The organism is Marinobacter sp. AN1 (assembly GCF_026013985.1).
Taxonomy (GTDB): domain Bacteria; phylum Pseudomonadota; class Gammaproteobacteria; order Pseudomonadales; family Oleiphilaceae; genus Marinobacter; species Marinobacter segnicrescens.
The window spans coordinates 3,342,705-3,356,167 of record NZ_CP110342.1 but is presented as its reverse complement, the minus strand read 5'-3'; the positions used below and the strand labels follow the sequence as shown (position 1 = coordinate 3,356,167).

Sequence of the window (13,463 nt, the reverse complement as noted above, 5' to 3'; positions counted from 1 at the left end):
CTGTTGATGAATCTTTCGTTTGTAGTGCGCACCGGTTTAATCATGGCCTTCGTGGTCGCCCTGGCCGCTTGTTCCGGGTCGGAGGAAACGGCCCAGGCAAAGCCTGAGCCGGTTCATTTCGAGTCCGGCGATGAGTGCCACGTTTGTGGCATGGTGATCACCCGTTTCCCGGGGCCCAAGGGTGAGTCGATTTCCGGCAAGGAGCAGCAGGTTCGCAAGTTCTGCTCCACCAAGGATATGTTCTCCTGGGTATTACAGCCGGAGAACGTGAACCGTGACCATGTGCTGTATGTGCACGATATGGCCGGGACCGAGTGGGACAAGCCGGATGATGCGGCGTTGATTGATGCCCGTGAGGCGTTCTATGTGGTCGGGTCTGAGCGTACCGGTGCCATGGGGCCCACTCTGGCGTCCTTTGCTGAGGAGTCAGCGGCTGAGGCGTTTGCCTCGGAATTCGGGGGTGAGGTTGTGGCCTTTGCGGATGTGACGATGGAGCATCTGAGTTCCGGAGGTGGGATGTCTTCCGGGATGGGTGGTTCTCATTCCATGTAGTGTTTGTTTTGATGGTTGATTCGCAGGCCTGTTTTCTCAGGCCTGTTTTCTCAGGCCTGCGGGTTTGGGTGGAGGCTCATTGCCCCTGGGGGCTTTCGCCGCCGCGTTGGAGGGGCGTCCTGCCACCCCAACGCTTCCGGGGCATCCATGCCCCTGCTCTGAAAGCCCCCAGGGACACTGAGCCCGGACTTGATTGCTGGCCGCCTCACGAAATTGCAGGTTTGCCACTGAAGTGAACTCCTGAATCCCGCCCCGACGCGCCGTTCGCCAGAGTCCTCAGGATTCCGGATTCCTGCCTTCCGTTTCATAGCTCACGCCATGCTCCCGCAAGTACTCCCGGATCATCTGCCGCACCACCTGTGACGGGGTCAGGTCCTGTGAGGCGCAGAGTTGCTCGAACGCCTTCTTCTTGTTCGGGTCGATCAGCAGGGTCAGCCGCGCCGTCTTCTTTTCCACCACTCGTCTCCTGTCTGTTCTATTAACATTTAATGTTAATGTTTTTGGCCGATTCCGGCAATGCGGATTCCGGCCGAATCATTTGCGAACCATAATAACCACATGTTAATGTGATTAACATAGTTTGCTTTCGAATTACCGGGTGTCCGGCTCGCTTATGCCGGGTGCCTGCTTCCGACAGAGGGGTTGCCATGGCGCGTCAACGGTTTCCGGTCAGTCTTCCCGGTATTGCCACCGGGCTTCGTGGGGCCCTGCGGGAGGGCTACGGGGCTGCAGAGTTGCGACAGGATGTGATGGCCGGGATGACGGTGGGGACGGTCGCCGTGCCCCTGTCGATGGCACTGGCCATCGCCACCGGGGTGCCGCCCCAGCATGGTTTGTATACCGCCATTGTTGCCGGTGCCATCATTGCACTGACCGGGGGCGCCCGGTTTAACGTGTCCGGTCCGACGGCTGCCTTTGTCGTTATCCTCTTTCCCATTGTCCAGCAATTCGGTCTGGGCGGTTTGCTGATTGCCACCATGATGGCGGGGCTGCTTCTGGTGGCGTTGGGCATGGCGCGTATGGGGCGATTGATCCAGTTCGTGCCCTATCCCGTGGTGCTTGGCTTTACCGCCGGCATTGCCGTGGTGATTGCCATGCTGCAGGTGCCGGATTTCCTTGGTCTGACGACCGGGCCCATGGGGGAGCATTTCACCGAGAACATCGGGATTATCCTGTCGTCCTTTCCGACACTGGAACCGTTTGAGTTCGGTATCGGTGTGTTCACCCTGGCCCTTATGCTGCTTTGGCCCAAACTGGGTATACCGGTGCCAGCGCCCCTGGTAGGCCTTGTTGCCGGCGGATTGGCAGCATGGGGTGTTAACACCATGTTCGGAAGCGACGGTGCCCAGGCCGTGGAGACCATTGCTTCCCGCTTTACCTGGGAGGCCGGTGGCGAATCCGGCCAGGGCATTCCTCCGGTGTTGCCCACGTTTATGGCGCCGTGGCAGTTGCCCGGGCCGGATGGGCAGCCGCTTGTGCTGAATTTTGACCTGTTCCGGTCGCTGATGGGCCCGGCGTTTGCGATTGCCATGCTCGGCGCTATTGAGTCGCTGCTGTGTGCCGTGGTGGCGGACGGGCTGACCCGCACCCGTCATGACCCGGATGCCGAACTGATTGGCCAGGGGCTGGGCAATATTGCCGCGCCCCTGTTTGGTGGTATCACCGCGACCGCGGCGCTGGCCCGTACCGCGACGAGCATTCGCAGCGGGGCGCGGTCGCCGGTGGCCGCACTGGTGCACGCCGTTATAGTACTGCTATCGGTGGTAGTGCTGGCGAGAGTGCTTGGCCTGGTGCCCATGGCGGCATTGGCGGCGTTGCTGTTCATTGTCGCCTGGAATATGAGTGAGGCGAGGCACTTCGTCCATACCCTGCGGTCGGCGCCTGCAGAAGATGTGGTTATCCTGGTGACCTGCTTCGGCCTGACCGTGCTGTTTGACATGGTTCTGGCGGTGGCCGTAGGCGTCGGGCTGGCGGCGGCCCTGTTCATCCGGCGGATGGCCTTGCTCACCCATACGGAGCCCGCCCTGGCTGATCACCATCCCTCATTGAACGGATTGCCGGCATCGGTGGTGGTCTATGACATCAACGGACCCCTGTTTTTCGGGGTCGCGGAGACCGCACTGCGTTCACTGCACGTTGTAGATAAACACGTTCGCACGGTGATCCTGGATATGCACGATGTGCCCAGCATGGATGGCACTGCCCTTGTGGCCATGCGTTCATTGATGGAAGAGATGCAGCGGGAGGGCGTCAGCCTGATTCTCGCCGGACTGCCAGCAAGGATTGTCGTGAAGTTGAGACGAGCCGGGGTGCGCAAGCAGGCCGGGGTGCTGACCTATGTCCGCACGCTGGATGATGCCCGGGCCGTGGCGTTGCGCTGGGAAGACGGGGCGACCTGAATATCAGCCGCCGGTCATGTTCATGAAGCGCAGGATCTGGACATCACCGTTGAGGTCGAAGTGGTGCTTCTCGGGCTTCAGGTCCATGGCATCGATGATGGTTTGCTGGAGCTTGTCGTCGCTGACCGGGTTACCGCGCAGGACGCGGCGCAGGTCGACGGAGTGCTCGTTACCCAGGCACAACAGCAACCGTCCCTCTACGGTAACGCGAACCCGGTTGCAGGTGGCGCAAAAGTTGTGGGAGTGGGGTGAAATAAAACCAACCCGCGTCTTGCTGCCAGGCATGCGGTAATAGCGTGCCGGGCCACCGGAGTCTTCCGTGGCTGGCACCAGGTCATGGTGCCGGCGAATTATGTCCCGGACTTCATCACTGCTGCAGAAGGCCTCGCCCCGGTCGTGCTCGGTGATCTGGCCAAGGGGCATTTCCTCGATAAAGGTAATATCGACACCCTTGCGACGTGCGAAGTCGACCAGCGCCGGTACCTCTTCATCGTTACGGCCCTTGAGTACGACCGTGTTGAGCTTGATGCCCCGGAAGCCTGCCTCACGAGCGGCGTCGATGCCATCCAGTACCTGTGAAAGACGCCCCGTACGGGTTATGCGGCGGAACTTGTCCTCGTCCAGGGAATCCAGGCTGATATTGAGGCGGTGCAATCCGGCGTGGCGCAGATCCTCTGCCATGGTTGGCAAATGGCTGCCATTGGTCGTCATGGCAAAGTCCCGCAGGCCGTAACGGCCGATTTCCCTCACCAGTTCGAGAATATCCTTGCGGACCAGTGGCTCCCCACCGGTAAGGCGGATCTTCTCAGTGCCCAGCTCCGTGAAGGTACGGGCGACCCGTGCGATCTCTTCCAGGGTCAGCACCTGCTGGCGTGGCAGGAAGGTCATGTCCTCTGCCATGCAGTACACACAGCGGAAATCACACCGGTCAGTGACAGACAGACGCACGTAATTGACGGTGCGGCCAAAGCGGTCAGTCAACCTGGATTCGGGCATGTCTGCTTTCCTGTCCTGTGGTAACTCGAGGTGTATCAACAAGCTTAGACCAAGTATGGCAAACCTGGGACGCGAATCCGATACCCCCGCAGGAGTATTACCTTGCCCGAAGTATCCGTCCGTCGTTAGCGCAGCTCCCCTGGGCGACTGGTCAGTTATCGCTCTGGATAAGAGCCAGATCCGCAATAAGATGCATAACACTTGCATCTTAACAATGCTTGCGCTTTAATACATGTATTGCATGTGAATGTTATAAGAGGGGGCAGCATGGCAGACAGTCAATTTATGGAGCGTCTTCTGAAGTTCGCGAACGGGGCATTGTTGGCCAGTGTAATGGCGGTGATTGCTACCGTTGTGCTTGCATACCCACTGGCCGGGAGCCTGCCAATGCCGGCTCAGGTCGGCGCCCATATTGGTACGCTGATTTTTGCGACCACGCTGAAGCTTTCCTATGTCACGCGGCTGGTATCCCTTTATTCCCTGGGCAGACCTGTCCATTGAATTAGGGTAAAGTGGTTGTTTTTGCGACTGAATGTCGCAGGCGGACCCCGCTCGTGGCAGGCATCATTGCGGAACCTGGCCTTGGTGATGCTGTCTTTTCAGGGGTAACAGTCTGATGCCTGTTGAGCAGGGGGCGGAGATAACCAATATGGGCAAAACCGGTTACCGGTTGCTTGCGTATATTAGTCTGGGGCTGGGCGTCGCAGGCATTGTCTTGCCACTGCTGCCGACAACGCCCTTTGTGTTACTGGCCGCCTGGAGCGCGAGTCGTGGGTCGCCGGCATTCGAAAGCTGGCTCCATGGCCATCGCCGGTTTGGGCCGCTGATACGCGACTGGCGTGAAAGACAGGCCGTGCCACTTTCTGCAAAGTGGCTGGCAGCATCCCTGCTGGCAACCAGTTGGGGGTTCATATGGTGGTGGCAGGCACAACCACTGGTGCTGGCTATTACTGGTGTATTTTTTCGGGCCTGGTGATCTTTCTGTTCACCAGGCCGACAGCATGACGTGTCAGGGGGTTGTCCCCTGAAAAACGAGGGTTCAGGAGTCCCAGATGCACATTACCCGTTACACCGATTACTCGTTGCGAGTGCTGATCTACCTGTCCATGCGGCGGGATCGGCTCTCCACGATCCAGGAGATTGCCGACAGCTATCAGATTTCCAAGAACCACCTGATGAAGGTGGTACATCAGCTCAACAAGAAAGGCTACATCGAAACCGTGCGAGGCAAGAGCGGTGGTATGAGGCTGCATCGTGAGCCCAGCACCATCAATATTGGCGTACTGGTAAGGGAAACCGAGCAGGACCTGGACCTGGTGGAGTGTTTTTCATCGGAAGGACACTGCGTCATTTCCCCGGTTTGCGGGCTCAAGGGAGCCTTTGCCCACGCCCTGAAGGCGTTCCTGGAAGCCCTGGACGAGTACACGCTTGAGGATGTCTTGCCCGACCGACATCGGCCCCAGTTGTTACGATTGCTTCAGATCGCCTGAACACGGATCCTGAACCAGAAAGGCCCGGCCAGTTTCCCTGACCGGGCCTTTTTATTCCCGTTCGGGTCTACTCGGACACGGCCTTGTACAGTGACCGCTTGGGCTTGGCCATAACGCGGCGCACCATGGGCTCAAAGAATTCCAGCGGCAGGGTTTCACCATCCGGGTTAAATGCCGGGGAGTCGTACTTGCTGACAAACTCCAGGGTGCGTTCGTAGTAAGGGTGGTCCCGGTACTGCTCGCGCAGGTTGCGGTCCATGCCCAGGTGATGGAAGAAGTAGTAGCCCTGGAAGATGGCGTGGTGCTTCACCATCCAGTGATTTTCCTCGGACACAAAGGGTTCGACGATTGCGGCTGCGATATCAGCGTGGTTGAAGGTGCCCAGGGTGTCACCAATGTCGTGGAGCAGGGCGCAAACCACGTACTCCTCGTCCTTGCTATCCCGGTGGGCCAGGGTGGCCGTTTGCAAGCAGTGGGTAAGGCGGTCCACCTTGAAGCCACCGAAGTCACCGCCCAGTAGTTTCAGGTGTTCCAGGATGCGGTCAGGATGGCCCTTGGCAAATTCCCGGAAGCAGCCGCCGATAATCTCCCAGTCTTCCTGGGTGCCTTCTTTCATGTCAGAGAAGTTGGCGCGTTCAGGTGCGCCTACCGTCATGTCGTTCATAGGGGGATCCTCATCAGCAGACGTTATTGTGGTTGTTTGAAATCACTATAGCTAACCAGTCGCGCCCGCGACAAGGGAAAAACGCCCCGTCCCGCGTCCGGAACGGGGCATGGCGTCAGAATTGATCGACCTTCTCCTCCCTGGGCCAGTAGCGGACATCGCGACAGGCTTCGATAAACTTGCCGGTGTCGTCCGGGCCGTTGAAGGGGATGCAGCCGTCATCCAGCATCGCCGTGATGCCGATGCTGTCGAACAACTTGCGTGCGGCCGGGGTGTAGCCAATGAACTTGCAGTGGGCAAAGGCATCGTCGACGAAGTCCCGGGCGGTGGCGTCCCTGGCCAGGTCGTCTACGCCATCGTCGGATGGAAGCAGGGCAACGGCGTCGAAGATGACCGACGGGCCGCCGTCCACCTTCTCATCCGCAGCCAGCGGGTTGCCGTCACTGTCTTTTACACCGCCGATGGTGGGGGCCACCACCGCCAGCCGCGCGCCTTCCCCCTCCAGGGTTTCCCTGAGCTTTTTGAAGATGGCGGCGTCGACGCCCTCGCTCACCAGAACACCCACCTTGCGACCCTTGAACGATTTGGGACCGTTCAGGAGGATGCTGAGTGCCGGCGACTCCGGCAGGTCGGTGCGGGGTGTCATGGCCGCTTCTGCCGCATCTGGCATGTCCTTCAGGCCCAGGCCTTCTGCTACATCACTGGCCAGGTCCTTGTCCATATTCAGCAGGTGGGACACCATCCGCTCTCGGATATCCAGCCGTTCACATTTGCTCAGCTCGAACACGAAGGCGCTCTTGATGTGTCGCTTCTCAATCTCTGTCTGGCTGATATAGAACTGGCGGGCCTGGCTGTAGTGGTCTGCGAAGGTTTCCGAGCGGACCCGTTCCTTGACGCCTTCCACTGGTGTCGGGTGTGACTGGAACCCGGTTTCCGGGCACTCCCTTGGACCGGCGGCCTCCGGGGCCCAGCTGTTGGGCTCGTAGTTGACCCGCCCGGTGGGGTTTTTCATGGTCATATGCCCGTCCTGAAGCAGGTGGTGGACGGGGCACCGTGGGGCGTTGACCGGAATGTTGGTGAAGTTCGGGCTACCAAGTCGCTTGAGCTGAGTGTCCAGGTAGGAGAAATTGCGTCCTTGCAGCAGGGGATCGTTGGAATGATCAATGCCACGCACAATGTTCTGGGTGCAGAAGGCGACCTGCTCGGTTTCGGCGAAAAAGTTGTCCACTACCCGATTAAGTACCATCTTGCCGATGGGACGTACGGGCACCTGTTCTTCCGGGATGATCTTGGTGGCATCGAGAATATCGAACTCGAACTGGTCGGCAAAGTCGTCATCAAAGACCTGAACGCCCAGTTCCCATTCAGGGTAGTCACCGTTCTGGATGGACTCCCACAGGTCCCGCCGATGGAAGTCCGGGTCCGCGCCGTTGATCTTCAGGGCCTCGTTCCAGACCACGGACTGAAGTCCTTGCAGGGGCTTCCAGTGGAACTTGACGAACTTCGACTCCCCCTGGCTGTTCACAAACCGGAAGCTGTGCACGCCGAAGCCCTCCATAAACCGCAGCGAGCGGGGAATGGCCCGGTCCGACATGGCCCACATCAGCATATGGACACTCTCGGGAGTGAGGGTCACAAAATCCCAGAAGTTATCGTGGGCGGTCTGGGCCTGGGGGAAGCCTCGGTCCGGCTCCTGCTTGGCTGCGTGGACCAGGTCCGGGAATTTCATGGCGTCCTGGATGAAGAACACCGGAATGTTGTTGCCCACCAGGTCCCAGTTGCCTTCCTTGGTGTAGAACTTGGTGGCAAAGCCACGGACGTCCCGGGGCAGGTCGGCCGAACCCTTGTTTCCAGCCACCGTGGAGAAGCGCACGAACACCTCGGTTTGCTCTCCGGCCCGCTGGAAGATATCGGCGCAAGTAATATCTGACAGATCGCCATAGTTCTCGAAATAGCCCTTGGCGCCCATGCCCCGGGCATGTACTACCCGCTCCGGTATGCGTTCGTGGTCAAACTTGAAGAGTTTCTCCCGGAGAATATGGTCCTCCAGCAGAGTGGGACCGCGAGTGCCGCCTTTCAGGGAATTCTGGTTATCGGCAATGGGGGCCCCCTGTGGCGTTGTCATGACCGGGGTGCCCTGTCCTGCCGACTGGTGAGTCTCTCCACCCTTGCCCCGGTTTGTGAAAGTGAATCGCTCTGCCATGGTTTGCTCCTTGTGGTGTCCATTCGCAAGTGCTGGTTACCGGGTCAGCGTCGGACAACGCGGGCGCCGTGGCAAATGGCTTCATTAACGCAGTGTGAGGAACGTTCAGATGGTTACGGAAGGAAAAAGTGATCCACGACGGCCGCTCATAACATGAGTTAATAACGGCGAATTCGGGCAGCGTTTAACTGTATTGAGTTGCGATAGAAGTGATGAGGAAACTGGTTATCCTGAGGCAAAACAGCCTCCGTACACTTGGGCCGACCTTAATTAATCTTCATGTAAAATTATGGTTATTCGACTTCGAAGGACACGTCCCGTCGTACGTCAGGACGTTACCGGTGCCGCATCAGGCAGCGGTGGTTGCAAGAGTATAAACAAGGGGGATGACTGGATTGGTTGAACGTTCCTGGCGCTGCTTTCTGTTCGCGGTGACGGCCACCCAAAAAATATCAAATAAATAAATGATTCTGGAATAATATCCGATAAGGGGCGGTCTCGCATTAACATATATTGTGCCGCATTTGGCGGCATAAAATTATCGTTGATAATTGTTTTTAATACGCTAACGTTGGTCCTATGGGCATCACTGGTGGGATGCTGTTTTTAATCTGCTTTCATTGGTTATCCACTAACCCGCTGTATGAAATAGGGTTTCATTTTGTCCGGAGGGGCGCCTGGTATGTCGCCCGCGTGGAATCACTGTGTGCCTGAAAAAAAGATCGAGGTCGTTATGGGTTGGAGAATTCCTGAAGCCCTGAAGGAAAGAAGTGGACAGGCCGATGCCGGTAAATCCGTTGACCCTTTCAGTATCTGTAATATGTGTTCTATTTCAGTCAGTGTCTTCAAATCGGAAAACCTGTACGCGGAAGGGGACGCAGCCGGTCATGTCTTTGTGGTAAAGAGCGGCTTGTGTTTTTCATTCCGCTATGATGAAGACGGTCGCAGGCAGATTATTGACCTGGCCTTTCCGGGGGACTTTGCAGGGCTGGAAGCTCTCACCCAGCGTCGCTTCGTCAGTAGTGTTTCGGCACTGACCCAGGCGGAACTGGTTGCCTATCCCGTCGATGATTTTACCCGTCAGTGCTATGCCGAGCCGGCACTCTCCCGGGCACTGGTTGAATGCATTGCCAAAGAGCACGCGATTCTCACCAAGAGGTTGATGGGGGTAGCCCATAGTCCGGCGAGCCAGCGCATCGCGCATTTTCTGCTCGAAGTACGAAGCCGGGCCCTGGCATCCAGCAAGCTGCATCCGGTCAGTGAGAGTGCCAGGAACCGAGCGCTGATCACCGCCAATGGAGACTTTAACCTGAAGCTGCCCCAGGCGATCATTGCTGATACCCTTGGGCTCAGTATCGTCCATGTCAGCCGCACCCTGAGCAAGCTCAAGGAAGACGGGCTCATTGAGGATTCGTCGGCGGGATTGCGTTATCGCAACCTGGACGGGCTGAAAGAGCTGGCGCTCTGGGAGGGAGTCTCACCCTGGCTTGAGGCGGGTTAATGATTTGCGGGGGCAATTGTTCCGAAGGTACAGATTCCCGGACCCCGGAAGTTGGGGCCCGGGAACAAATGGATATCAGAATTCGAAGGTTGCCCCACCCAGAATGCCAGGCTCACCGTCATAGACGTCCAGCTCGGCGAACAGCTTGAAGTCAGGCTCGATAGCGTAGCGGGCAGTGCCCGTGAAGCCCACATAGTCCAGGTCGCCACTCACCACCCTGCCGCCAATGCCAAGTTCCAGATCGTTGTTGAGCTGGTGACGCAGGCCGGCACGGAGGCCAAGGCCGGTGTCATCCACCTCACCACCCCGGTCCCAGTCATACTCCTGGTATTCCATGGTCAGGCCGCCCCAGATATCGGTGCGGGCATCCAGTCCATGGCGATAGCCGGCGCCAGCGTGCAGGGCTGTCAGGTCGACGTCATCGGTCAGGTATTTGAAACCGCCGAAGGCAAAGATGTTTTCGTTCAGAGCTACGGAGCCCCGGGTATCCAGCCCGATGAAATCCTGGGATTCGAAGTCCGGGTAGAAGGCAAGGCCACCTTCCAGGTAGTTGTAGCTCAGGTTCTCTGCCATGGAAGCGGCAGGGAAAAGGGCAACGGCGGCTGCCAGCCCGCGAAGTCCGTTTTTCATAAGACACACCCTTACGGTTTGTTGTGCGTTGGTAGTCTGCGGGAAGTTCCCGGTTTCCTTAAGGAAACTGACGCCAAGGTTAACAGAGCTGGAAATGGCCGATATCGAACATTTGGTAATGAATCAGCGTCGGCAGTCCTTTGTGGCCAGTGCCGGATATTGCTGTGGAGCACTTCCGGCGGCCATCCGATATGGTAATGTGGGCATCTCTGCAATCGCGTTGTAAGGAACCCGAACCAATGACAACAAAATACATCCTTGACGAAACCCGCATGCCGAAAGCCTGGTACAACATCCAGGCAGACTTCCCCGAGCCTATGGCCCCGGTACTCCACCCGGCTACCAAAGAGCCTGTTGGCCCTGCAGACCTGGAACCACTGTTTGCCAGGGCGCTGATCGAGCAGGAAGTAAGCACCGAGCGGGAAATCGAGATTCCCGAGCCGGTACGTGAGGTTTACCGACTGTGGCGTCCGGCGCCCCTGTACCGGGCCCACGGCCTGGAAAAGGCGCTGGGTACGACGGCGAAGATCTTCTACAAGTACGAGGGCGTCAGCCCGGCAGGTAGCCACAAGCCCAACACGGCGATCCCCCAGGCGTTCTATAACAAGCAGGAAGGGATCAACCGGCTGACCACCGAAACCGGTGCCGGCCAGTGGGGCACCTCACTGGCCTTTGCCGGCTCCCTGTTTGATATGGACGTCAACGTTTTTCAGGTGCGGGTTTCCTACGACCAGAAGCCCTACCGCAGGGCGGTGATGGAAACCTATGGCGCCAAATGCGTTGCGTCGCCTTCCAACCTGACTGAATTCGGGCGCAAGGTCCTGGCGGAAAATCCGGACCATACCGGCAGCCTGGGCATTGCGATTTCAGAAGCCGTTGAGCTGGCGGTCCAGGACCCGAACACCAAGTATGCCCTGGGCTCGGTGTTGAACCATGTACTGGTTCACCAGTCTATTATCGGCCTGGAGGCCATGGAACAGATGGAAATGGCAGACGCCTGGCCGGACGTCATCGTAGGTTGTACCGGTGGCGGCTCGAACTTCGCTGGTATCGCCTTCCCCTTCATGGGCCATGCCCTGCGTGGCGGGGAAAGCCCACGTATTGTGGCGGTGGAACCGTCCGCCTGTCCGACCCTGACCCGGGGCAAGTTCGCCTATGATTACGGCGACACCGCCCATATGACTCCGCTGACCAAGATGCATACGCTCGGCTCCCAGTTTACGCCTCCGGGCTTCCATGCCGGCGGCCTGCGGTATCACGGCATGGCACCGATGGTTTCCCATGCCAAGGAGTTGGGGCTGTTCGAGGCCACGGCCTACACCCAGCGCGAGTGTTTTGAGGCGGGTGTGATGTTCGCCCGGGCGGAGGGCATTGTGCCGGCACCGGAAGCCAACCACGCCGTAAAGGGCGCCATTGAGGAAGCCCTGCGTTGCAAGCGGGAAGGCACCTCAGAGGTGATCCTGTTCAACCTTTGTGGTCACGGCCACTTTGATATGGCGGCCTATACCGCTTACTTCGCCGGTGAGCTGGGTGACTACGAATATGACGATGCCGAGCTGGGTATGGCCCTGTCGGGGCTGCCGTCAGTGTAAGGTCGCCAGCGAGGCTCGCTGTTATTGAGGAAAACAAGAACCCGCCAGCTGAACTGTCCAATGATTGTGAGCAGTTCGGTTGGCGGGTTTTTATGTTTCACGGGACTTGTTCAGAACGTATAGGACAGTCTTGCCTCAGCTTATCGTAAGTGGCTGGTCCAGGAGACTTTGGAAGAAGCGCAGCGCCCGTTCAATGCTTGTCTGGGCCTGGGTGGCGTCCGGTATCATGGCGGTTACTGCCAGTCGGGTCTGGATGACGAGGCAACTTGCAAACGATGATTTCGAAAATACTTCTCATTTCTAACAGGGTGCCGGTATGAGTTTCCTGGTGGGCGTAACCCTGTTACTGGTGCTGCAGCTGATCGGCGAGGTGACCGTAAGGTTGCTGGCCTGGCCTGTACCCGGGCCCGTGTTGGGCATGATCCTGCTGTTCGTTTTCCTGCTGGCTCGTAAAGGCGTTTCGGAATCCCTGGCTACGGCCAGTTCCGGGCTGCTGGCCCATCTATCCCTTCTGTTCGTGCCGGCCGGGGTGGGCGTGATGGTGCATGGTGACCGGCTGATGGCAGAATGGCTGCCGGTTGTGGCTGTGCTGCTGGTCACCACGGTGCTGACCATGCTGGTAACAGCAGCCGTGATGATGCTGGCCACCCGCTGGCTGGTGCCAGGTTACCGGACGGAGGAAAAGGACCATGAATGAGCCGGACCTGGCGGATATCTGGGTTTACCTGGCTGCCTCGCCATTGCTTGGGCTCACCATGACCCTGCTGGCTTACCTTGCAGCTTTCCGGATTTATCAGCGAGCTGGTGGTTCGCCCCTGCTGAACCCGGTACTCGTTGCCATGGCATTGATTATCCTGGTTCTGCTGGTCAGTGGCATCCCGTACCAGGATTACTTCGAAGGTGCCCAGTTCGTCCATTTCCTGCTGGGGCCGGCGACGGTGGCGCTGGCGGTCCCACTCTACGAGCAGCTCTCCCGCCTCCGCCAGCTCTGGTTGCCGGTCAGCCTGGCCATTGTCTCCGGTGTTGTCTTCGCGGCGGTCAGTTCCATCCTGCTGGCAAGGGTATTGGGCGCTACCAGCCAGACCCAGCTGTCGCTGGCGCCAAAATCGGCTACCGCACCTGTGGCTATGGGTATCTCTGATGCCATCGGCGGACTGCCGTCCCTGACGGCCGTCCTGGTGGTGGTTACCGGGATTGTGGGCGCTGTGTTGGGGACGCGCCTGTTTCAATGGTTCGGCATTCGGGACGACAGCGTGAAGGGTATTGCCATGGGCGTGGCGGCCCATGGCATTGGTACAGCCCGGGCATTCCAGGTGAGCAAGCAGATGGGCGCGTTCTCGGGACTGGCCATGGCTCTGTCCGCTTTCGCCACTGCCATGCTGGTTCCCTGGATCGTAGACTGGATAGAGGGCGTCTTGTAACAGGCCGGGCGCGGG

At 58.6% G+C, this 13,463-nt stretch carries 14 protein-coding genes; 9 read left to right on the top strand and 5 right to left on the bottom strand.

Annotated features, from left to right (window positions below; translation table 11 throughout):
* The first annotated feature begins 6 nt into the window (after positions 1-6).
* Positions 7-552, top strand: a complete 546-nt coding sequence (locus tag LJ360_RS15400; RefSeq protein ID WP_091850029.1) for a nitrous oxide reductase accessory protein NosL — start codon at positions 7-9, stop codon at positions 550-552.
* Between the two features lie 276 nt (positions 553-828).
* Here the strand turns inward: LJ360_RS15400 and LJ360_RS15395 are convergent, their stop codons facing one another.
* Positions 829-1,008: a ribbon-helix-helix protein, CopG family gene (locus tag LJ360_RS15395; protein ID WP_091850027.1), complete on the bottom strand. Its 180-nt coding sequence runs from the start codon at positions 1,006-1,008 to the stop codon at positions 829-831.
* Between the two features lie 191 nt (positions 1,009-1,199).
* On the opposite strand from LJ360_RS15395, the gene dauA reads away from it, so the two are divergent.
* A complete protein-coding gene (gene dauA / locus LJ360_RS15390; RefSeq protein WP_091850025.1) occupies positions 1,200-2,951 on the top strand; it encodes a C4-dicarboxylic acid transporter DauA in 1,752 nt (583 codons plus the stop codon).
* A gap of 3 nt (positions 2,952-2,954) precedes the next feature.
* Here dauA and moaA read toward each other — a convergent pair whose 3' ends face one another.
* Positions 2,955-3,947, bottom strand: coding sequence for a GTP 3',8-cyclase MoaA (gene moaA / locus LJ360_RS15385; protein ID WP_091850023.1), 993 nt, complete (start codon positions 3,945-3,947; stop codon positions 2,955-2,957).
* Positions 3,948-4,214: 267 nt separating this feature from the next.
* Here moaA and LJ360_RS15380 point away from each other — a divergent pair, with 267 nt between their 5' ends.
* From LJ360_RS15380 to LJ360_RS15370, 3 genes are all read left to right on the top strand, one after another.
* Positions 4,215-4,448 (top strand): hypothetical protein, encoded by a 234-nt coding sequence (locus tag LJ360_RS15380; protein ID WP_245742519.1) that lies wholly within the window; start codon positions 4,215-4,217, stop codon positions 4,446-4,448.
* A 115-nt stretch (positions 4,449-4,563) separates the two neighbouring features.
* Positions 4,564-4,923 carry a YbaN family protein gene (locus LJ360_RS15375; RefSeq protein WP_264994432.1) on the top strand — a complete coding sequence of 120 codons (360 nt, stop codon included), beginning with the start codon at positions 4,564-4,566 and terminating at the stop codon, positions 4,921-4,923.
* Positions 4,924-4,999: 76 nt separating this feature from the next.
* Positions 5,000-5,437, top strand: coding sequence for an RrF2 family transcriptional regulator (locus LJ360_RS15370; protein ID WP_091850021.1), 438 nt, complete (start codon positions 5,000-5,002; stop codon positions 5,435-5,437).
* Between the two features lie 67 nt (positions 5,438-5,504).
* Here the strand turns inward: LJ360_RS15370 and LJ360_RS15365 are convergent, their stop codons facing one another.
* A complete protein-coding gene (locus tag LJ360_RS15365) occupies positions 5,505-6,101 on the bottom strand; it encodes an HD domain-containing protein (RefSeq protein ID WP_091850019.1) in 597 nt (198 codons plus the stop codon).
* 115 nt (positions 6,102-6,216) lie between these two features.
* Entirely contained in the window at positions 6,217-8,304 is a 2,088-nt protein-coding gene (locus LJ360_RS15360; protein WP_091850017.1) for a catalase, read from the bottom strand.
* Positions 8,305-9,010: 706 nt separating this feature from the next.
* Between LJ360_RS15360 and LJ360_RS15355 the strand changes: the two genes are divergently transcribed.
* Positions 9,011-9,805: a Crp/Fnr family transcriptional regulator gene (locus tag LJ360_RS15355; protein WP_177186020.1), complete on the top strand. Its 795-nt coding sequence runs from the start codon at positions 9,011-9,013 to the stop codon at positions 9,803-9,805.
* A gap of 75 nt (positions 9,806-9,880) precedes the next feature.
* On the opposite strand, the gene LJ360_RS15350 is transcribed toward LJ360_RS15355, so the two are convergent.
* A complete protein-coding gene (locus tag LJ360_RS15350) occupies positions 9,881-10,435 on the bottom strand; it encodes a hypothetical protein (protein ID WP_091850013.1) in 555 nt (184 codons plus the stop codon).
* 239 nt (positions 10,436-10,674) lie between these two features.
* On the opposite strand from LJ360_RS15350, the gene LJ360_RS15345 reads away from it, so the two are divergent.
* From LJ360_RS15345 to LJ360_RS15335, 3 genes are all read left to right on the top strand, one after another.
* Positions 10,675-12,027: a TrpB-like pyridoxal phosphate-dependent enzyme gene (locus LJ360_RS15345; protein ID WP_091850011.1), complete on the top strand. Its 1,353-nt coding sequence runs from the start codon at positions 10,675-10,677 to the stop codon at positions 12,025-12,027.
* A 316-nt stretch (positions 12,028-12,343) separates the two neighbouring features.
* Positions 12,344-12,724 (top strand): CidA/LrgA family protein, encoded by a 381-nt coding sequence (locus LJ360_RS15340; protein ID WP_091850009.1) that lies wholly within the window; start codon positions 12,344-12,346, stop codon positions 12,722-12,724.
* Positions 12,717-13,448 (top strand): LrgB family protein, encoded by a 732-nt coding sequence (locus tag LJ360_RS15335; RefSeq protein ID WP_091850007.1) that lies wholly within the window; start codon positions 12,717-12,719, stop codon positions 13,446-13,448. The genes LJ360_RS15340 and LJ360_RS15335 overlap by 8 nt, the downstream gene beginning before the upstream one ends.
* The last annotated feature ends 15 nt before the right edge of the window (positions 13,449-13,463 follow it).